Genomic DNA, 18,609 nt, shown 5'->3' with positions numbered 1-18,609 from the left:
TTCTCCGTTGTTGTGCCGTTCCATGTTAGCCATTCTGATAAGCTATGGCTCTATATTTCAATGATAAGCATCTGAAATGACTGAACGCCCACTGGATATCGCCGCGGTCAGGGCCTTTGTCCGCATTGCCGAACTGGGCAGTTTCACGCGCGCCGCCGAAGTCCTGCAGACGACGCAGGCCGCCATCAGCCTGAAACTCAAGCGGCTCGAGGACCGGCTCGGTTTCCGCCTGATCGAACGCACGCCGCGGTATGTGGAGCTTTCGGCCAGGGGCGCCGCCTTTCTTGGACAGGCGCGCGAACTGCTGGCGGCGCATGACCGTGCACTGTCCGCGGCTGCCGAGGACAGGCAGCGCCTTGCCGTCGGCATCAGCGAACACGTGGCGGGACCGGAACTGCCGGCGCTGATCGCGCGCATGAACGCGGCGGATCCCCAGTTGCTGATCGAAATCCGGATTGCCTCATCCGGCGATTTGCTCCAGAGCTACGACCGGCGCGAACTCGATACGGTGATCGTGCGCCTGCATGCGGGACGCGACGACGGCCAGGTCCTGACCAAGGAAAAATTCGGTTGGTACGCGGCGCCCGACTGGCAGCACCGGGCAGGCGAACCGCTGCCCCTGGCCACCATGGCGCAACCTTGCGGCGTGCGCGCCATCGCCGAACAACTGCTCGACGAATCGGGCATACCGTGGACGGAAGTTTTTGTGGGCGGCGGCGTAATGGCGGTCGCGTCCGCCGTGATGGCGGGACTCGGCGTTGCGGCGCTGTCTCCGCGCATGCTGCCCTTCGGCGCGGTCGACGCGGGCCCGAGGATGGGACTGCCTGCCCTGCCGCAACTGCCGGTCTTACTGCACACCAGGGTCAGGGATGGCCGCGCGCGCGATGCGCTGACGGCCCTGGGCGCGGCGTTCCGCAGCGCAGTGAAAGGCTGAAAACAAGCCTGAAAACGTCAGGAACGGCCGCCCAGGCTGCCGCCGCCATCCACGCCCAGCACCTGCCCGGTGATGAAGCCGGCATCGTCCGACAGCAGGAAGGCAATCGCGGCCGCCACTTCGGCGGGCGTGCCCAAACGCTTCATGGGCACGGAGGCCAGCGCGCGCTTTTCGGCGTCGCTGCCGGCAGGCCGCGTGGCGCGGAACATCTCGGTTTCGATCGGGCCGGGGGCCACCGCGTTGGCGGTGACGCCGTATTCGGCCAGTTCCAGCGCCCAGGTGCGCGTGCAGCCGACCAGCGCGCTCTTGGCGGCCGAATAGGCGGTGCGCTCCAGGCCGCCGTGGATGGCGCGGCTGACCACGTTGACGATGCGCCCTGCGCGGCGCACCTTCATGGATTCGATGAAGGCCTGGGTGACTTGCACCGCCACCCGCACGTTCAGGTCGAGCACGTTGTACAGCGTGGCCAGATCGATCTCGCCCAGCGGCTGGGGCGAGACGATACCGACGTTGTTGACCACGGCGTCGACCGGGAATTTCTCGCGGATCTCGCGCAGCACCTCTTCGGTGCGGCCGGCGTCCGCCAGGTCACAGGCATAGAGGTAGCCCGGGAAGTCCACGTCGGTGGTGTTGCGCGCGATGCCCACCACATGACAGCCCATGTCGGACAGCCGCTGAGTAAGCGCCCAGCCTATGCCTTTGGTGGCGCCCGTGACGAGCACGCATTTGTCCTTCATGGGTTGAAACCTCGCTTCTGTTTTCTTGGTAAAAAACGGGCGCTTGGGCGCCCGGTCTTCCAAGTAGACACCATCCGGCGCCACCTGTCTTGTAAATTGCGTAGCAATTCTTGCCTGCCGGACAGCCTGCCCGGCCGCAAGGGACCGGCCCTTTTCAGACGTCCCGGGTGACCGGAACGCGCGGCGCCAGGGCGCACAGCAGCTCGTAGCCGATGGTCCCGGCGGCCAGGGCCACCTCGTCCACGGAGGGGCCTTCCTCGCCCCAGAGCGACACGGGGGAGCCGACGCCGGCGGCGGGGACGGGCCCCAGATCGACGATCAGCATGTCCATGGAAACACGGCCCACCAATTGGGTGCGGATGCCGGCCACCACCACCGGCGTGCCGGTGGTGGCGTGACGCGGATAGCCGTCGGCATAGCCGCAGGCCACGATGCCGATGCGCATGGAGCGGTCGGCGCGGAAGATGGCGCCATAGCCCACCGAATCACCGGCTTTCAAATCCTGCACGGCAATGATTTCCGATCGCAGCGACATGGCCGGTTTCAGACCGAAGGAAGATGCTTCGGCGTCCGCGAACGGCGACGCGCCGTACAGGCAGATGCCCGGGCGCACCCAGTGCGCCTGGGTTTCCGAGGCAACCGCGATCTCCGCGAAGCGCAGCGTGGCAGCCGAATTGCAGACGCTGATGGCGCCCGGCATCTTATGCGTCACCGAATTGAATACCGCCAGTTGCTCGTTCACGCCCTGGGGGCCGTCGGCGCAGGCGAAATGGGTCATCTTGCCCACCGAGCCCAGCACGCCCTGCTGTTGCAGCAGCATGGCGCGCTCATGCGCCGCGGCGTAGGCGGCGGGGCTGAAGCCCAGGCGGTTCATGCCGCTGTTCAGTTTGAGCATGATGTCGACGCGGCGCGAGAAGCGCGCGCGGGCCAGCATGTCCAGTTGCTCGCGGTTGTGCACCGTGGTGCTCAGGTGGTAGCGGTCGACGATGTCCAGGTCGGAGGGTTCGAAAAAGCCTTCCAGCAGCAGGATGGGGCCGCCCCAGCCCGCCTCGCGGCAGCGCACCGCTTCGTCCAGGTCCAGCATCGCCAGGCCTTGGGCCTTGGAGAAGCCGGCCACGGCCTGCTCGATGCCGTGTCCATAGGCATTGGCCTTGATCACTGCCCAGATGGAGGGCGGCAGGCCGGAAGCCGCGGCGGCCGTCTGGTCCAGGTGGCGGCGCACGGCCGCAAGATTGTGCGCAAGCGCGGAAACGGAGACGGTGGCGGATATGGGACGCGGCATGGTGTGGGATCCTGTGGCGCTTAAGTCTAACTGATCCGCGTCCCGCACGGCATGGCGCCGTGCCGCCGGAATGCGACTACTCTAAAATGGATCGGTCCAGGCCTCCAGGCCAGATCCGCAATTCCAAATATGCCCATCGATCACTACGAGAACTTTCCCGTCGCCTCGCTGCTGCTGCCGCGCAGGCTGCGCGGCGCCGTGACCGATATCTACCGTTTCGCCCGCGCAGCGGACGATATCGCCGACGAAGGCAGCGCCACCGACGCGGAACGGCTGAGCCAGCTGGCCGCGTTCCGCGCCGAGCTGCACCGCATCGGCGCCGAACCAGGCGCCACGCCCGAACCCGGCTCGCCCGAACTGGCCGGCATCTTCGTGCCGCTCGCGGCCACCATCGCGCGCCACCAGTTGCCCATCACGCCGTTCTACGACCTTTTGTCCGCCTTCGAACAGGACATCAGCGTCAAGCGCTACGAAGACTACGCCACGCTGGCGGACTACTGCACCCGCTCCGCCAACCCTGTGGGCAGGCTGATGCTGCACCTGTTCGAAGCCACCAATCCGCATAACGTGACCGAGGCCGACGCCATCTGCACCGGCCTGCAGCTGGTGAATTTCTGGCAGGATGTACGGGTGGACTGGCACAAGCAGCGCGTCTACCTGCCACAGGAAGACCTGCGCCGCCACGGCGTGACGGACGAGGACCTGGCCGCCTGCCGGTTGACGCCCGCCTGGCGCGACCTGATGGCCTTCGAAGTCGAACGCGCCCGCGCACTGCTACACTTCGGCGCTCCGCTGGCGCGCCGCCTGCCGGGCCGCATGGGCCTGGAGCTGCGTCTGGTGGTGCAAGGCGGGCTGCGCGTGCTGGAGCGTATCGAGGCGGGCGGCTACGATGTATTCATGAATCGCCCCGAATTGGGCGCCAAAGATTGGGCCATCATGTTGTGGCGCGCAATTACCTGATATGACCCCTGACGAATATTGCCAGGAGAAAGCCGCCAAGAGCGGTTCCAGCTTCTACTACTCGTTCCTCTTCCTGCCGCCCGAGCGGCGGCGCGCCATCACGGCGCTGTATGCGTATTGCCGCGAAGTGGACGACGTGGTCGACGAATGCACCGACCCGTCGCTGGCCCGCGTCAAGCTGGCCTGGTGGCGCACGCAGGTCGACCAGATGTACAACGGCAATCCGGACCACCCGGTGACGCGCGCGCTGCAGCCGCACCTGCAAAGCTGTTCGATCACGCGCGAACGCCTGCTGGCCGTCATCGACGGCATGGAAATGGACCTGGACCAGACCCGTTACCTGGACTGGCCGGGCCTGCGCAAATACTGCTGGCACGCCGCCGGCGTAGTGGGCGAACTGTCGGCCGGCGTCTTCGGCTACTCCGACCCCAAGACCCTGGTCTACGCGGAAAAGCTGGGCCTGGCGTTCCAGATGACCAACATCATCCGCGACGTGGGCGACGACGCCCGGCGCGGCCGCATCTACCTGCCGGTCAACGACATGCAGCAATTCGAGGTCAAGGCCTCGGACATCCTGAACGGCGAGTACTCCGACCGCTTCAGCGCGCTGATGAAGTTCCAGGCCGAGCGCGCCCGCGGACTGTACCGCGAGGCCATGAGCAACCTGCCCGAGGCGGACCGCCGCGCGCAGCGCCCGGGCCTGATGATGGCGGCCATCTACCACGCGCTGCTCGACGAGATCGAGCGCGACAACTGGCAGGTGCTGCATCAGCGCATCTCGCTCACCCCTTTGCGCAAGCTGTGGCTCGCCTGGAAGACCTGGGTGGGCGGCGGACGCGGACTGGTCCGCCGGTTGGCGCGGTGAAGGCCGCGGTCATCGGCGCTGGCTGGGCTGGCCTGGCAGCCAGCGTCGCCCTGCGCGAAGCCGGCGCCAAAGTCACCGTCTTCGAAGCCGGCCATACGCCGGGCGGCCGCGCCCGGCGCGTCTTCCACACCGATTTCGACGCGCCGCTGGACAACGGCCAGCACCTGCTGTCGGGCGCCTACAAGCACACGCTGGCGCTGATGCGCCGCGTCGGCCGCAACCCGGACGCCTTGCTGATGCGCCGGCCGCTGCAGCTGGCCAGCCTGGACGGCCGCTTCCGCCTGGCCGCGCCGCGGCTGCCGGCCCCATTGCACATGGCGGCGGCGATCCTGCGCGCGCGCGGCCTGGCCTGGAAGGACCGCCTGGCGACGCTGCGCCTGATGCGCGGCCTGAAGACCATGGCCTGGACGCCGCCGCGCGAATGGACCGTCCTGCACCTGCTGCACTACCACGCGCAATCGGATGCACTGATCCGCCAGGTCTGGGAACCGCTATGCCTGGCCGCGCTGAACACGCCAACCGCCACGGCCAGCGCCGCGCTGTTCGCGCGCGTGCTGCGCGACAGCCTGACCGGCAGCCGCGAAAACAGCGACATGCTGCTGCCCTGCACCGACCTGTCCGCGCTCTGGCCCGACGCCGCCGCGCGCCAGGTGACCATGCGCTACGGCAGCACCGTGCGCCAGCTCCGCCCGTCCGCTGAAGGCATCGACATCAACCAGGAACGGTTCGACGCGGCCGTGCTGGCGGTGCCGCCCGCCTTTGCCGCGCGGCTGCTCGACGCCCCGCTGCGGGAAGCGGGCGCCACCGGGCTGCTGGATGCGCTCAAGGCATTCGAGTACATGCCCATCGCCACGCTGAACCTGCGGCTGCAGGATCCCTGGCGCCTGCCCGAACCCATGATGATGCTGCGCGAGGAATCCGCCCGCGACCACTACGGCCAATGGCTGTTCGACCGCGCGCAGCTGGCCGGCGACACCAAGGCCGGCGAACTGGCCGTGGTGACCAGCGCGGCCACCGGCATCGCGGAACGCAACCGCCGGCAGGTCATCGAAGCGCTGATCGACCAGGTGGCCGAACAGGCGGCGCGCCATCCCGCGCGCCTGCCGGCCATGCCGGAAGTGACGGCCGCGGAACTGTTCATCGAGAAACGCGCCACCTTCGCGGCGGTGCCGGGCCTGACCCGGCCATTGAATTCCACGCCCTGGCCCACGCTGGCGCTGGCCGGCGACTGGACCGACACGGGCTACCCTGGGGTGCTCGAAGGCGCGGTGCGCAGCGGCCTGCAGGCCGCCCGCGTGCTGAATCCGGCAGCAGCCTGAACGCCGCCCGCAGGCCTTAGCGCAGCAGGCTGGCAGTGGCCAGCCCGGCCGCCGTCAGCAGCAGCGACCCGATCAGGCTGAACCCGGCATAGCCCAGCGCGCTGGCGTAGGCGCCGCGCTCCAGCATCGCCACCGTCTCGGCCGAAAAGGTCGAGAACGTGGTCAAGCCTCCCATGAAACCCGTGATCGCGCCCAACCGCACCCAGGCCGGCCATTCGGGATGCCCGGCCACCAGCGCCAGGACCAATCCGACCAGGTACCCGCCGGCCAGGTTCACCGCGAAGGTGCCCCAGGGCCAGGACTCCACGTTGAGCCACATGCTGACCAGCCAGCGGGTCCAGGCGCCGAACATGGCGCCCAGGCCCACGGCCAGGAAATTCAGGGGAATCAGGGTTTGGTATGCGGACATCGGATTTCAGGACGCCTTGTGCTGTTTGAGGCGGAAGGAAAAGACCAGCAGCAGTATGCCGAAAAACACGGCGTAGGCGCCGATGACCCAGACCAGCGCCAGCGCGCCCGCGCCCGGCTGCATGATCAGCATGCCGCCGAACAGGATGGACACCAGGCCCGAGAGGCCGAGCAACCACTCGTTGCGGATGTCCTTGCGGAAACGGATGGCGGCGACAACCTGGAATATGCCGGACACCAGCGCCCAGATCGCAATGATGTAGAGCAGGACGAGCGCGGTCAGGCCTGGATAGAGGAAGGTGACGATGCCGGCCGCGATCCCCAGCAGGCCCACGATGATGAGCGCCCACAAAGGTTTGCCGTTGTCGCGGATGCGCACGCCGGCGACCAGGGCCAGCACGCCGTCCACCAGCGCGAAAGCGCCCCACACCAGCACCAGCGCGGACAAGGTGATGGCAGGCATGAGCAAGGCCATGAGCCCGAACAGGATGGCGACGACGCCGCGCAACGCCACCCAACCCCAATGACGACCGATCTGATCCACGACTTGCTGTTCAAGCATGACGACCTCCGGTGTTTGTAACGGGTGGCCTATCTTATCGCCGCTGGCAGGCAGGCGCCACGACGCGCCCTTTTCTGCCGACGCTTGCCCCGAAACCAATTGAAATTTCCTTGGGCGGACCACGGAGGCATTTATAAGAGTCATTCTCATTAAATGTTAGAATCCGCGGGCTTTCACCCTATACCCCATGGACAGTCAACCCACTCCCCGCCGCCGGGCCTATTGGCTCAAGACGCTGCACCAATGGCATTGGATCAGCTCGGCGCTGTGCCTGCTGGGCATGCTGTTGTTCGCGGTGACGGGCCTGACCCTGAACAATGCCTCGCATATCGAGTCCCGGGCGGTCGTGACCAGCCGCGAGGCCCGCATGCCGGACGCCGTGCTGCAGCAACTGTCCCCCCCGCCAGCCCAAAAAAAGGCGCCGCTGCCCGCGCCCGTCGCGCAATGGCTGGACCAGACGCTGGATGCCTCCGCCGCCGGCAAACCGGCCGAGTGGTCGGCCGACGAGGTCTACCTGTCGCTGCCGCGCGCTGGCGGCGACGCCTGGCTGTCCATCGACCTGGCCAGCGGCGACGTGGAATACGAACGCACCGACCGCGGCTGGATCTCGTACCTGAACGACCTGCACAAGGGGCGCAACACCGGCCTGGCCTGGAGCTGGTTCCTGGACATCTTCGCCGTCGCCTGTCTGGTCTTTTCGCTGACCGGACTGGTGCTGCTCAAGATGCACGCCGGCAACCGCAGCGCGACCTGGCCCATGGTCGGCCTGGGCGTGGTGATCCCGGTGGTGCTGGCCCTACTTTTCATACATTGATTCCAACGATCCGCCCCTGGAGATTTCCATGCGCAAGCTGTTGCTGTCGGCCCTGCTGGCCGGCCTGATCGCCCGAACGGCCCAAGCGGCCGACATCGGCCTGTCCATCGAGATCCCGCGCCTGGACGTGGCGGAGTACCACCGCCCCTACGTCGCGATCTGGATCGAAAACCCGGATCAGAGCGTCGCGAGCGACCTGGCCGTCTGGTACGACGTGGCCAAGAAGAACAACGAAGGCACGGAATGGCTCAAGGACATGCGCCAATGGTGGCGCCGCAGCGGCCGCAACCAGCAGTTCCCGGTGGACGGCGTCAGCGGCGCGACCAAGCCCGTGGGCAAGCATGCGCTGAGCTTTGACGCGGCCAGCAAGCCGCTGTCGGGCCTGAAGCCCGGCCAGTACGCCGTGGTGGTCGAAGCCGCACGCGAAGTCGGCGGCCGCGAGCTGCTGCGCATTCCCTTCCAATGGCCGCCGCAAAAAGCCGAGCAATTGACCGCGCGCGGCGAACACGAACTGGGCGCCATCGCGCTCGACCTGAAACCTTGAGATCCCCTAGGAGCGCAACGATGAAATCCGCCGCCAAACTGGCCGCCGCCCTGGCGCTGTGCCTGCCCTTCGCCTCCCAGGCGCATGACGTCTGGATGGTGCCGTCCTCGACGGTGCTGTCGGGCACCGACAGCTGGGTCACCGTCGACGCCGCCGTCGGCAACGACAAGTTCTATTTCAACCACGCCCCGCTGCGCCTGGACGGCCTGGCCGTGACGGCCCCGGACGGCAGCGCCGCCGAAGCCGAGAACATCAACAAGGGCAAGCTGCGCAGCACCTTCGACCTGCAACTGAAGCAGGCCGGCACCTACCGCGTGGCCGTGGTCAACGACGGCGTGTTCGCGCGCTGGAAGGAAGACGGCAAGAACAAGCGCTACTTCGGCAAGCCCGAAGGCCTGGCGCAGGCCGTGCCGGCCAAGGCCGATGAACTGGAAGTCTCGCAAAGCCTGGGCCGCGTCGAAACCTTCGTGACCGCCGGCAAGCCTTCGGCCGTCAAGCCGGTCGGCCGCGGCCTGGAACTGGCGCCCGTGACCCACCCGAACGACCTGTTCACCGACGAGCCCGCCACCTTCCAGATGCTGCTGGACGGCAAGCCCGCCGCCGAACTGGAAGTCAACGTGGTACCCGGCGGCAGCCGCTATCGCGACAAGGTCGGCGAAATCCAGCTGAAGACGGACAAGGACGGCAAGTTCTCCGTGAAGTGGCCGCAGCCCGGCCTGTACTGGATCGAGGCCGGCATGGAAGACGCCAAGGTCAGCGTGCCGCAAGCCAAGAAGCGCCGCCTGTCCTACGCGGGCACGGTCGAAGTGCTGCAGCCCTAAGCCGCCGCAGGCGCATGGCCAACTCTCCTTCGTACGCCCAGCGCGGCGCGCCGGCCGCGGCCGTGCGCGTCGCCTATGGCGCCATGCCGGCAATGCCGGCGGCGCCCGCGGCGTTGGCCGGCGCCACCATGGGCACCACCTGGTCGGCGCGCATGGCGCTGCCGGCCGGACGCACGGAAGCCGCGGCGCGCCATGCCATCCAGGCGGCACTGGACGAAGTGGTCGCCCAGATGAGCACCTGGGAAGCGGATTCCGACATCACGCGCTACAACCAGGCCGCGGCCGGCTGGCAGGAATTGCCCGCGGAATTCTTCCATGTGCTGAGCCACGCGCTGGCGCTGGCCGGGGACTCCGGCGGCGCGTATGACCCCACGGTAGGACCGCTGGTGAACGCCTGGGGATTCGGACCGCACCAGCGCGCCTTCGAGCCGCCCGCGCCTGCCGCCATCGAGGCGGCGCGCGCGCGCTGCGGCTGGCGCCGCGTGCGGCTCGACACCGAACGCCACGCCGCGCTGCAGCCGGGCGGCGCCTATCTGGATCTTTCCTCCATCGCCAAGGGTTACGGCGTGGACCGCGCCGCGATGGCGCTCGATGCCCTGGGCATCACCCAATACCTGGTCGAAGTGGGCGGCGAATTGCGCGCGCGCGGCAAACGGCCCGACGGCCAGCCCTGGCGCGTCGCGATCGAAGTGCCGGACGCGAGCGACGACCATGCGCTGGCCCTGCCGCTATCCGACCGCAGCATCGCCACCTCGGGCGATTACCGCCGCCACGCGGGCAACGGCGACGAGCGCTACGCCCACACCATCGATCCGCGCACCGGACTGCCGGTGCGCAACAATCTGGCCTCGGTCACCGTGCTGCATTCCGGATGCATGCAGGCCGACGCGCTCGCCACCGCCCTGACCGTGCTGGGCGAAGACGAGGGCCTGGCCTATGCGCGCCGCCACGATCTGGCGGCCTTGTTCATCCTGCGCGAGCGCGACGCCTGGCGCGTCGTCGCCACGCCCGCATTCCAGGCGCTTGCCGCCATAGCCTGACGACATGCCAGCAACCCGGTTGATCGCGGCAGCATGCGTGGTGGGCGCCTGGCTGCTTCTGTGCGTCTGGGCCCGCCGCCGCGCCAAGCGCCATCAGGCGCAGCAGGAGCAGGCCTTGCAAGCCCTGCAGGCGCCCGTCCCTGAAGACACCTTGCTGATCGCCTATGCCACGCAGACCGGCTATGCCGAATCGCTGGCGGCGCAGACCGCCGAATCCCTGCGCGCGGGCGGCCTCGCCGTGCGCGTGGCCTCGCTGGAACAGCTGGATGCCAAGCGTCTTGCGGCGTATCGCCGCATGCTGTTCGTGGTCAGCACCTATGGCGAAGGCGATCCGCCCGACGCCGCCGCGGCCTTCGCCGAACAGATGCAGCAGACGGTCCCGGCGCTGGCCGGCGCGCATTACGCGGTGCTGGCACTGGGCGACAGCGAATACGCCCAGTTCTGCGGCTTCGGCCATCGCCTGGACGACTGGCTGCACGCGCAGGGCGCGACGCCGCTGTTCGACCTGGTGGAAGTCGACAACGGCGACCCCGCCGCCCTGCGCCATTGGCAACACCACCTGGGCCTGCTGGCCGGACGCAGCGACCTGCCCGACTGGCAGGCGCCGGTGTACGAATCCTGGCGCCTGGCCGCGCGCGAGCAGCTCAATCCACATAGCCAGGGCGGCCCCTGCTACCTGCTGACGCTGACGCCGCCAGCCGATGGCGTGCGCGGCTGGCAGGCCGGCGACATCGCCGAGATCGGCCCGCGGCGCGAAGCCGGCGGCCCCTTGCTCGCGCATCGCGAATACTCGATCGCATCGCTGCCGGAAGACGGTTCGATCCAGTTGCTGGTGCGCCAGATGCGCGGCGCCGATGGCGCGCTGGGCCTGGGCAGCGGCTGGCTCACCCACATCGCCCAGCCCGGCGACGCGATCGACCTGCGCGTGCGCGTCAACCGCAATTTCCACGCCCCTGCCGACGACCGTCCGCTGCTGCTGGTGGGCAACGGCACCGGCCTGGCCGGCCTGCGCGCGCTGATCAAGGCGCGCCGCGCCGCGGGCCGCCGTCGCAACTGGCTGGTGTTCGGCGAACGCAATGCGGCGCATGACTGGTTCTGCCGGGAAGAGATCGACGCCTGGCGCGCCGACGGCACGCTGGAACGCGTGGACGCGGTGTTCTCGCGCGATCAGGCCGACCGCCGCTACGTGCAGCACCATCTGCGCGATGAGGCCCAGGCCGTGCGCGCCTGGGCCGATGCCGGCGCCGCGATCTACGTCTGCGGCAGCCTGCAAGGCATGGCCGGCGGCGTGGACGCCGCCCTGCAGGACATACTGGGCGCCGCGCGCCTGCAGGCCATGCAGCGCGACGGCCGCTACCGCCGCGACGTGTACTGAGCTGTGTTTACTGCAGCTTGATATCGGCCTTCTCGATCACGGTCTTCCAGCGGTCGCGCTCGGCGCGGATCTGCTGGCCGAACTCGGCCGGAGTATTGCCCAGCGGGAACGCGCCCGTCTCTTCCATCTTGGCCGCGGTCGCCGGATCGCGCACGGCGCGGGCGAAGGCGTCGGCCAGCTTGTCGCGCACGTCGTCAGGCATGCCGGCAGGTCCCACCACGCCGTACCAGGCCGTCACGTCGTAATCCTTGTAACCCTGCTCCGCGAACGTCGGCACGTCCGGCAGACGCGGGTTGCGCTGGGCGCCGGTGATGGCCAGGGCGCGCAGGTGATTGCTCTTCAGATAGGGCAGCGACGACGGGAAATTGTCGAAGATCACCGGCACCACGCCGCCCACCGTATCGGTCAGCGCGGGCGCCGAACCGCGCTAGGAAATGCTGTTCATCTTGCCGCCGATGATCTGCAGGAACCAGATCATGCCCAGGTCGTTCACGCCGCCCGCGCCGGCATTGGCATAGCCGTCCTTGTTGGGATTGGCGCGCACGTGCTCGACGAACTCGGCCAGCGTCTTGGCTGGGAACTGCGGATTCACGCTGAGGATGTTGGGGCTGGTGACCAGGTTGCTGACGGGCGTGAAATCCTTCACCGGATCGTAAGCCAGCTTGGGGAACAGGTGCGGCGCGGTGCCGTGCGTGCTGACGGTGGCCAGGCCCACGGTGTAGCCGTCCGGCTTGGCCCGAGCGGTGGCGGTCATGCCTATGGTGCCGGACGCGCCCGTGCGGTTCTCCACGACGATCTGCTGGCCCAGGATCTCGCCCGCCTTGGCGGCCGCAAGCCGGCCCACGATATCGGTCGGGCCGCCCGCAGGGAACGGCACGATCAGCGTGATGGGATGGTCGGGAAAAGCCGCGTGGGCGGCGGGCAGCATGGCGGCCAGCGCCAGGGCTACGCAAGTCTTGCGCATCATGGGTATGTCTCCTGTACGGATGGTTGGAATTCTTATGTGGCCGCGCCGGCGGCGGCTTGCGCCATTGCTTCACGGCGCAGGATCTTGCCGGGGCGGGCCATCCCGGGGCGGGCCATGCCGGCTTCGGCCGGGAAGACCTGCTGGCCGTTGACCAGCACGTGCTCCACGCCCGCGGAAGCCAGCGTCGGCGCCTCCCAGGTGGCGCGGTCCTCGACCGTGTCGGCGTCGAACACGACGATGTCGGCCCAGGCGCCCTCGCTCAGCTGGCCGCGCCCGGCCAGGCCGAACACGCGGGCCGGCAGGGAAGTCATCTTGGCGACCGCGGTCTCCAGCGTCATCAGCTCGGCCTCGCGCACGTAGCGGCCCAGCACGCGCGTAAAGCTGCCCCACAGCCGGGGATGCGGATGCGCGTCGTTGGGCAGGCCGTCCGAGCCCACCATGCAGCATTCGTGCTGGAAGATGCGCTGGACCTCGGCCTCGTCCATGGCGAAGTAGATCGCGCCCGCGGGACACAGCCGCTGCGCCGCGGTGGTCTTGTCGCAGCCCCAGCGCGCCGCAATGTCGCTGAGAAACTGGCCGCCGCATTCGGGATGGGGCGTGGACCAGGTGATGCGTATGTCCTCGATGGTCTCGGCGCGCTCTGGAATCAGGATGGTGGAGCTGCCGGGGTACGGGTAGATGTCCAGCGCCACCTCGACGCCCTCGCCACGCGCGCGGTCGATGTTGGCCAGCGTGGCGCGGCTCTTGCCCCAGTTCTGCGGCATCATGCATTTGTGGTGCGACAGCACGGTGGCGCAACCCGTGTTACGACCAACCGAGAGCACCTCGTCGACGGCCGCCTCGACCTCGTCGCCTTCGTTGCGGATATGGCTGGTATGCATGGCGCCGCGCGCCGCCGCCACCCGCGCAAGCCCCTCCAGTTCAGCGGGACGCGCCGCGCCGCCAGGCTGGTAGGCCAGGCCCGTGCTGAAGCCCACCGCGCCCGCGGCCAGGGCTTCGTCCAGCATGCGCTGCATGCTGTCCTGTTCTTCGGCCGTAGGCTGCGCCGCGGGGTCGCGCATGGCGGCCAGTCGCAGGTTGGCGTGCCCCACCAGGGCCGCCACATTGATCATGGGCTGCTGCGCGCGCAACTCGCCGAAATAGGCCTGCATGTCGGCGAACAGCGGCGTCTCCCCCAGCAGGGCCAGCGCCGCGGCCGTATTGCCCGGCAAGGGCGCCGGGGCGCCGCTCACTCCGCAATTGCCCACCACCACCGAGGTGATGCCCTGGGTGGTCTTCCATTCCAGGCCGGGCCGCTCCACGAACATCAGGTCGTCGTGGCCATGCACATCGATGAAGCCGGGGGCCACGATCTTGCCGCGCGCGTCCACCCGGCGCGTGGCAGTCCTGCCCGACAGGTCGCCGATGGCGGCGATGCGCTCGCCCGCCACGCCCACGTCGGCGCGCCGACGTGGGCCGCCCAGGCCGTCGATGACCCAGCCGCCTTCAATGATCAGATCCAGAGGTTCCTGCCGCATGGTGCTCCCGCCTTGAGGGTGTCGCCGGCGGATACGCCAGGCCAGCGGACGCCGAAAGGGTCTAGTATCGTCGGCCGGATCAATCTGGGAAAATTGTTTTTATTGATCCATCTATCGCTATTTGAAATGAATCGTCTGCCCAAGCACGTCACCCTGAAGCACCTGACCGCCTTCGTCGCGGTGGCCCAGGAATCCAGCTTCACGCACGCGGCCAAGCGCCTCTTCCAGACGCAGTCGTCGGTGACCAGCCTGGTGCGGCAGCTGGAAGACGCGCTCGCCACGCAACTGTTCGCGCGCACCAGCCGGCGCGTGCTGCTGACGGCGGCCGGCGAGGAATTCCTGCCGCGCGTCATGCGGCTGCTGGCGGATTTCGATGGGGTGATAGACGACGTGCAGCGCTATGGCGCGCTGGAGCGCGGTCGGGTCGGGGTGGCGGCAGCGCCGTCTGCCATCACGCAGATCATCGCGCCCGCCGCCACGGCGTTTTCCGCCCGCTACCCGGCGGTGCGCCTGTATCTCAGCGACGACAACTCCGGCCGCATCCAGCGCAAGGTCGCCGCGCGCGAGGTCGACTTCGGCCTGACCAGCCGCTGGGCCGACGCGCCCGGCCTGCAGTTCGACGCCCTGCTGGAAGATCGTTTCGGCGTGTTGTACCGGGAAGACGACGCCAGCCTGCGCCCCGTGCGCGACGGCACGATGCGCTGGTCGGACCTGGCCGGCCGCAAACTGGTGGGGGTGGTGGACGAGACCGGCATCATGGCGCTGTTGCGCGCCCGCGCCGACCTGCCGATAGAAGCCGGCGCGCCATTCTACGAAGCGTCCAGCACCACCTCGCAGGCGGCGCTGGTCCAGGCCGGCCTGGGCGTGGCGCTACTGCCTGCGCTGGCCGCGCAGCGGGTAATGGAGCCGGGACTGGCCTACGCACTGCTGGCGCGACCCACGGTCGTGCGCACGGTCTGCATCATCCGGCACAAGGAATACCCCTTGAGCCCCGCCGCGCAGGCGCTGATTCGCGCCATCCACGACTACCTGCGCAGCGCGCCGCTGCCGGCCGGCTGCAAGCGCATGCCAGCCAAGGCTTTGAAAGCCTGAAAGACAGGCTCGGCGCGATCAGGCTCCGCGCAGCTTCTCATCCAGCGCCGCCAGCCCCGCCGCGAACACGTTGCGGCCCACGGCGTTGGCCACGTCGCTCAGCTCCGCGCCCTCGACGCGGAAATCCGCCCACCACTCCACCAGCGTGTGGCCGCCCTCGGTGACGGCATGCAGGGACACGCCGGCGATGTAGTCGCGCATGGGCAGGTCGGTCTCGATGATGGAGTAGCGCAGCGCCGTGCCCGGATCGTCCAGCATCAGCAACTGCTCGCGGACGAAACCGGAAGGCTTGAGCGACAGGTGCCGCACGCTGCCTACGGCGTCATGGCGGCCGCCCTCTTCCAGGCGGCTTTCGGCGATGCCGGGATGCCAGGCGGCCAGGCCGTTGAAGTCGCGGAAACTGGCCCAGACTTTCTGAAGCGGCGCGTGGATGATGGCGCTGACGTGTACGGTATGCGGCATGCGGACTCCTGCGGGCGCGCGGCCCAGGGATGGAGAAAACGTCGGAAGCGACGGAATCAGAACGTCAGGCTCTTGAATTCGCGCGTTGCCGCGGTCAGTGCCTGTTCAGTGGGCAGCCGCTCCATCGAGCTGGCGCCATAGAAGCCATGGCAATGCTTGCACGCGCGCAGCACGTAGGCCGCGTCTTCGGGCGTGGCGATGGGACCGCCGTGGCACAGCACGATGATATCCGGGCGCACCGCCAGCGCGGCAGCGGCGATGCGGTCGATGGCCGCCACGCAACCGTCCAGCGTCTGCGCGGTCTCGGCGCCAATCGAGCCGCCGGTCGTCAGGCCCATATGGGCCACGATGATGTCGGCGCCGGCCTTCGTCATGGCGACGGCGTCGTCCTCGTTGAACACGTAGGGCGTGGTCAGCATGCCCTTCTTGTGGGCCAGGCGGATCATGTCCACTTCCAGCGCGTAGCCCATGCCGGTCTCTTCCAGGTTGGCGCGGAAGGTGCCGTCGATGAGGCCCACGGTGGGAAAGTTCTGCACGCCGGCAAAGCCCTGGCGCTTGAGGTCGTCCAGGAACACGTCGAAATCGCAGAACGGATCGGTGCCATTGACGCCGGCCAGCACCGGCGTCTTCTTCACCACCGGCAGGACTTCGCGCCCCATGTCCACCACGATCTCGTTGGCGTTGCCATAAGCCAGAAGCCCCGCCAGCGACCCGCGCCCCGCCATGCGGTAGCGGCCCGAGTTATAGATCACGATCAGGTCGATGCCGCCCGCTTCCTCGCACTTGGCGGACAGGCCGGTGCCCGCGCCGCCGCCGACGATGGGCGTGCGCGAGCGCACCATGGCGCGATACTTGTCCAGGAGTTCGTTGCGGTCAAAGCGCGGCATGGCGGCGGTCCTCAGTGTGTAGCGATTTCAAGAAATTGGTCGACCGCGGTCTGGGCGAAGAGCGGGTCGTTGATATGGCACGGCACGCGCACCAGGCGGCGGTCGGCGGTCTGCACCAGATTCGCCTCCAGCGCCGCGTACAGCGCGGCGTCGGCTTCCGGATCCCAGAACGCCTGTCCCGGCGCGTCCAGCGCAGAGACGCCGCCCTCCGGGATCAGGAAGCGCACCGGACCCTGGCATTGATTCAGCCTTGCGGCGATCCATTCGCCCTGGCGGGTGTTTTCTTCCACGGTGGTGCGCATCAGCGTCACCTGCGGATTGTGCGGATAGAACTTGCGGCCGCGGTAGCGTTCCGGAACGGTGTCCATGGCGCCGAAATTCACCATGTCCAGCGCGCCGCAGGAGCCCACGTAGGGCAGCCCGGTGCGGGCCACTGCGCCGAAGCGGTCCTCGGTGCAGGCCAGCACGCCGCCAAACAGGAAGTCGCAGACTTCGGTGGTGGTCAGGTCCAGCACGCCGCCCAGCAGATGGCTGTCCAGCAGCTTTTCCATCGACTGCCCGCCCGTGCCGGTGGCATGGAACACCAGGCAGTCGTAGCGGGACTCCAGCAGCGGCGTCACCTGCTGCACGCAGGCGGTGGTGACGCCGAACATGGTGATGCCCACGGCGGGCCGGCCGTCATCGGCCGTAGCGCTCGCCGCCTGTTTGAAGGCGCCGCCGATCGCGCCGGCGGCATTGGCCAGCACCCGGCGGGAAATGCGGTTCAGGCCCGCGACGTCGGTCACGGAATACATCATGGCAATGTCCGAGGGCCCGACATAGGGCGCGACATTGCCCGAGGCCATCGTCGACACCATCAGCTTGGGCGTGCCGATCGGCAGCGCGCGCATGGCGGGCGTGATCAGCGCGGTGCCGCCCGAGCCGCCCAGGCCCAGCAGCGCGCCTATCCCGGCGTTGCCGGCCGCGTAGCGTTCGAACGCCAGCGCCATGGCCGCGATGGCCGTGCCACGGTCGCCGGTGAAGACCGCGCCGGCGCCGCCCGGATGGCTGGCGGCCACCTCGCTGGCCTGCACCTGTGCCGCGCTGGCGGCGCCGGAAGTGGACACGTCCACCGACACCGGATCCAGTCCGTCCCGGCGCAGCAGGTCCATCACGTACTCAGCCTCTTGGCCCTTGGTGTCATAGGTGGCGGCCACGTAGATCCGCCGATTCGTATGCGTCATGACTCCTCCGCGGGCGGCTACACTCGGTGCGCGCCTCGATATGTGAGGCCGCGAGGCCTGTAGAATCTAGAAATGAGACGAAAGAATCATACTGAGACACCTGTCTCACGTCAAACTCCCGCCCCCTCCGCGGCCGGCACGGCGCGCCTGATCGCGCCGGCCAGTCCGCAAGCCGCCGCCAGCGGCGAACCGCCGCACGGGCCGCGCGCGCGCATGCGCAAGATCCTGCTGGATGCGGCGCAGCGGCTGATGGCCCAGGGCATCACGCCGTCGGTGGCCGAACTGGCCGAACACGCGCAGGTATCGCGCGCCACCGCCTATCGCTACTTTCCCAGCCAGAGCGCGCTGATCGCAGCCGTGGTGGACGAGAGCCTCGGGCCCATCCTGGCCTGGGACTCTGCCGCGCCCGACGCCGCCGACCGCATCGACGAACTGCTGCGCTTCGCCTACCCCCGGCTGGCAGCGCACGAAGCGCCGCTGCGCGCCGCCATCATGGTGTCGCTGCAGCAGCACGCCGAAGCCAGCGCCGGACGCGCCGCAACCGAACCCCGGCTGGTGCGCGGCCATCGCGTCGACATACTCAGGCGCGCCATCGCGCCGCTGGCGCCCGAGCTGACCCCGGCCCAGCTGGACCGCGTGGCCCAGGCCTTGTCGCTGGTCTATGGGACGGAGGTGTTCCTGGTGTTGAAGGACATCTGGAAACTGGAGCTGGCCGAACTCACGGACGTGGCGCGCTGGACCGCCCGCGCCATCATCGCGCAGGCGCGCGCAGAGGCGAAGGCCGCCAAGGCCTGAACGGC

The 18,609-nt window shown here is 68.5% G+C and carries 19 protein-coding genes and 1 pseudogene; 11 read left to right on the top strand and 9 right to left on the bottom strand.

The genetic code is table 11. The annotated features are described in order from the left end of the window. The first annotated feature begins 76 nt into the window (after positions 1-76). A complete protein-coding gene (locus IB258_RS06245) occupies positions 77-934 on the top strand; it encodes a LysR substrate-binding domain-containing protein (RefSeq protein WP_054452438.1) in 858 nt (285 codons plus the stop codon). A gap of 17 nt (positions 935-951) precedes the next feature. Here the strand turns inward: IB258_RS06245 and IB258_RS06240 are convergent, their stop codons facing one another. Together IB258_RS06240 and alr are read right to left on the bottom strand one after the other, a co-directional pair. Continuing rightward, a complete protein-coding gene (locus IB258_RS06240) occupies positions 952-1,671 on the bottom strand; it encodes an SDR family oxidoreductase (protein ID WP_042794220.1) in 720 nt (239 codons plus the stop codon). A 154-nt stretch (positions 1,672-1,825) separates the two neighbouring features. Then, positions 1,826-2,953, bottom strand: a complete 1,128-nt coding sequence (gene alr / locus IB258_RS06235; RefSeq protein WP_054452440.1) for an alanine racemase — start codon at positions 2,951-2,953, stop codon at positions 1,826-1,828. 129 nt (positions 2,954-3,082) lie between these two features. Between alr and hpnC the strand changes: the two genes are divergently transcribed. Genes hpnC through hpnE form a run of 3 tightly spaced genes read left to right on the top strand, consistent with a single transcriptional unit; the run spans position 3,083 to position 6,097 of the window. Continuing rightward, the gene (gene hpnC, locus IB258_RS06230) at positions 3,083-3,913 is read left to right on the top strand and encodes a squalene synthase HpnC (RefSeq protein ID WP_054452442.1); all 831 of its coding nucleotides are present in this window, start codon (positions 3,083-3,085) and stop codon (positions 3,911-3,913) included. Position 3,914: 1 nt separating this feature from the next. After that, positions 3,915-4,778, top strand: a complete 864-nt coding sequence (gene hpnD, locus IB258_RS06225; RefSeq protein ID WP_054452444.1) for a presqualene diphosphate synthase HpnD — start codon at positions 3,915-3,917, stop codon at positions 4,776-4,778. After that, entirely contained in the window at positions 4,775-6,097 is a 1,323-nt protein-coding gene (gene hpnE / locus IB258_RS06220) for a hydroxysqualene dehydroxylase HpnE (RefSeq protein ID WP_192328601.1), read from the top strand. Before hpnD ends, hpnE begins: the two co-directional genes overlap by 4 nt. A gap of 16 nt (positions 6,098-6,113) precedes the next feature. On the opposite strand, the gene crcB is transcribed toward hpnE, so the two are convergent. Together crcB and IB258_RS06210 are read right to left on the bottom strand one after the other, a co-directional pair. Then, complete coding sequence (gene crcB, locus IB258_RS06215; RefSeq protein ID WP_054452448.1) at positions 6,114-6,506, bottom strand: fluoride efflux transporter CrcB; 393 nt, start codon at positions 6,504-6,506, stop codon at positions 6,114-6,116. Positions 6,507-6,512: 6 nt separating this feature from the next. Further along, positions 6,513-7,067, bottom strand: coding sequence for an HdeD family acid-resistance protein (locus IB258_RS06210; protein WP_054452451.1), 555 nt, complete (start codon positions 7,065-7,067; stop codon positions 6,513-6,515). A gap of 187 nt (positions 7,068-7,254) precedes the next feature. Between IB258_RS06210 and IB258_RS06205 the strand changes: the two genes are divergently transcribed. The 5 genes from IB258_RS06205 to IB258_RS06185 are packed head-to-tail and all read left to right on the top strand — an operon-like array spanning position 7,255 to position 11,661. Further along, positions 7,255-7,881 carry a PepSY-associated TM helix domain-containing protein gene (locus IB258_RS06205; protein ID WP_054452454.1) on the top strand — a complete coding sequence of 209 codons (627 nt, stop codon included), beginning with the start codon at positions 7,255-7,257 and terminating at the stop codon, positions 7,879-7,881. A gap of 28 nt (positions 7,882-7,909) precedes the next feature. Next, complete coding sequence (locus tag IB258_RS06200) at positions 7,910-8,425, top strand: DUF2271 domain-containing protein (RefSeq protein WP_054452457.1); 516 nt, start codon at positions 7,910-7,912, stop codon at positions 8,423-8,425. A gap of 20 nt (positions 8,426-8,445) precedes the next feature. Then, positions 8,446-9,246, top strand: a complete 801-nt coding sequence (locus tag IB258_RS06195) for a DUF4198 domain-containing protein (RefSeq protein ID WP_054452460.1) — start codon at positions 8,446-8,448, stop codon at positions 9,244-9,246. A 14-nt stretch (positions 9,247-9,260) separates the two neighbouring features. Continuing rightward, positions 9,261-10,286 carry an FAD:protein FMN transferase gene (locus IB258_RS06190; RefSeq protein WP_175181448.1) on the top strand — a complete coding sequence of 342 codons (1,026 nt, stop codon included), beginning with the start codon at positions 9,261-9,263 and terminating at the stop codon, positions 10,284-10,286. A gap of 4 nt (positions 10,287-10,290) precedes the next feature. Further along, entirely contained in the window at positions 10,291-11,661 is a 1,371-nt protein-coding gene (locus tag IB258_RS06185) for a sulfite reductase subunit alpha (protein ID WP_192352303.1), read from the top strand. A gap of 7 nt (positions 11,662-11,668) precedes the next feature. On the opposite strand, the pseudogene IB258_RS06180 reads toward IB258_RS06185, so the two are convergent. Together IB258_RS06180 and IB258_RS06175 are read right to left on the bottom strand one after the other, a co-directional pair. Beyond that, a pseudogene (locus IB258_RS06180) lies at positions 11,669-12,628 on the bottom strand (tripartite tricarboxylate transporter substrate binding protein BugE). 32 nt (positions 12,629-12,660) lie between these two features. Then, positions 12,661-14,145, bottom strand: a complete 1,485-nt coding sequence (locus IB258_RS06175) for an amidohydrolase family protein (RefSeq protein ID WP_175164169.1) — start codon at positions 14,143-14,145, stop codon at positions 12,661-12,663. Between the two features lie 126 nt (positions 14,146-14,271). On the opposite strand from IB258_RS06175, the gene IB258_RS06170 reads away from it, so the two are divergent. Next, positions 14,272-15,237 carry a LysR family transcriptional regulator gene (locus IB258_RS06170; RefSeq protein ID WP_192352302.1) on the top strand — a complete coding sequence of 322 codons (966 nt, stop codon included), beginning with the start codon at positions 14,272-14,274 and terminating at the stop codon, positions 15,235-15,237. A gap of 18 nt (positions 15,238-15,255) precedes the next feature. Here the strand turns inward: IB258_RS06170 and IB258_RS06165 are convergent, their stop codons facing one another. From IB258_RS06165 to IB258_RS06155, 3 genes are read right to left on the bottom strand one after another with little or no spacing between them, the layout of a single operon-like run. Beyond that, the gene (locus IB258_RS06165) at positions 15,256-15,699 is read right to left on the bottom strand and encodes an SRPBCC family protein (protein WP_054452474.1); all 444 of its coding nucleotides are present in this window, start codon (positions 15,697-15,699) and stop codon (positions 15,256-15,258) included. Between the two features lie 56 nt (positions 15,700-15,755). Then, complete coding sequence (locus tag IB258_RS06160) at positions 15,756-16,586, bottom strand: phosphoenolpyruvate hydrolase family protein (protein ID WP_175164168.1); 831 nt, start codon at positions 16,584-16,586, stop codon at positions 15,756-15,758. 11 nt (positions 16,587-16,597) lie between these two features. Continuing rightward, positions 16,598-17,809 carry a Tm-1-like ATP-binding domain-containing protein gene (locus IB258_RS06155; protein ID WP_119449286.1) on the bottom strand — a complete coding sequence of 404 codons (1,212 nt, stop codon included), beginning with the start codon at positions 17,807-17,809 and terminating at the stop codon, positions 16,598-16,600. A gap of 147 nt (positions 17,810-17,956) precedes the next feature. On the opposite strand from IB258_RS06155, the gene IB258_RS06150 reads away from it, so the two are divergent. Continuing rightward, on the top strand, positions 17,957-18,604 hold the full coding sequence (locus IB258_RS06150; RefSeq protein WP_054453648.1) for a TetR/AcrR family transcriptional regulator: 648 nt from the start codon (positions 17,957-17,959) through the stop codon (positions 18,602-18,604). The last annotated feature ends 5 nt before the right edge of the window (positions 18,605-18,609 follow it).

Source organism: Achromobacter sp. ACM02 (assembly GCF_014851605.1).
GTDB classification, from domain to species: Bacteria; Pseudomonadota; Gammaproteobacteria; order Burkholderiales; family Burkholderiaceae_B; genus Achromobacter; species Achromobacter aegrifaciens.
This window is presented reverse-complemented; position numbering and strand designations above follow the sequence as displayed.

Excerpts from the sequence above, each read along its gene's own strand:
- crcB (WP_054452448.1), bottom strand. The coding sequence starts at position 6,506 with ATGTCCGCATACCAAACCCTGATTCCCCTGAATTTCCTGGCCGTGGGC.
- IB258_RS06185 (WP_192352303.1), top strand. The coding sequence starts at position 10,291 with ATGCCAGCAACCCGGTTGATCGCGGCAGCATGCGTGGTGGGCGCCTGG.
- IB258_RS06190 (WP_175181448.1), top strand. The coding sequence starts at position 9,261 with ATGGCCAACTCTCCTTCGTACGCCCAGCGCGGCGCGCCGGCCGCGGCC.
- IB258_RS06170 (WP_192352302.1), top strand. The coding sequence starts at position 14,272 with ATGAATCGTCTGCCCAAGCACGTCACCCTGAAGCACCTGACCGCCTTC.
- hpnD (WP_054452444.1), top strand. The coding sequence starts at position 3,915 with ATGACCCCTGACGAATATTGCCAGGAGAAAGCCGCCAAGAGCGGTTCC.
- IB258_RS06165 (WP_054452474.1), bottom strand. The coding sequence starts at position 15,699 with ATGCCGCATACCGTACACGTCAGCGCCATCATCCACGCGCCGCTTCAG.
- IB258_RS06200 (WP_054452457.1), top strand. The coding sequence starts at position 7,910 with ATGCGCAAGCTGTTGCTGTCGGCCCTGCTGGCCGGCCTGATCGCCCGA.
- IB258_RS06175 (WP_175164169.1), bottom strand. The coding sequence starts at position 14,145 with ATGCGGCAGGAACCTCTGGATCTGATCATTGAAGGCGGCTGGGTCATC.
- IB258_RS06195 (WP_054452460.1), top strand. The coding sequence starts at position 8,446 with ATGAAATCCGCCGCCAAACTGGCCGCCGCCCTGGCGCTGTGCCTGCCC.
- hpnC (WP_054452442.1), top strand. The coding sequence starts at position 3,083 with ATGCCCATCGATCACTACGAGAACTTTCCCGTCGCCTCGCTGCTGCTG.
- IB258_RS06245 (WP_054452438.1), top strand. The coding sequence starts at position 77 with ATGACTGAACGCCCACTGGATATCGCCGCGGTCAGGGCCTTTGTCCGC.
- IB258_RS06210 (WP_054452451.1), bottom strand. The coding sequence starts at position 7,067 with ATGCTTGAACAGCAAGTCGTGGATCAGATCGGTCGTCATTGGGGTTGG.
- IB258_RS06205 (WP_054452454.1), top strand. The coding sequence starts at position 7,255 with ATGGACAGTCAACCCACTCCCCGCCGCCGGGCCTATTGGCTCAAGACG.
- IB258_RS06240 (WP_042794220.1), bottom strand. The coding sequence starts at position 1,671 with ATGAAGGACAAATGCGTGCTCGTCACGGGCGCCACCAAAGGCATAGGC.
- IB258_RS06160 (WP_175164168.1), bottom strand. The coding sequence starts at position 16,586 with ATGCCGCGCTTTGACCGCAACGAACTCCTGGACAAGTATCGCGCCATG.
- IB258_RS06155 (WP_119449286.1), bottom strand. The coding sequence starts at position 17,809 with ATGACGCATACGAATCGGCGGATCTACGTGGCCGCCACCTATGACACC.
- alr (WP_054452440.1), bottom strand. The coding sequence starts at position 2,953 with ATGCCGCGTCCCATATCCGCCACCGTCTCCGTTTCCGCGCTTGCGCAC.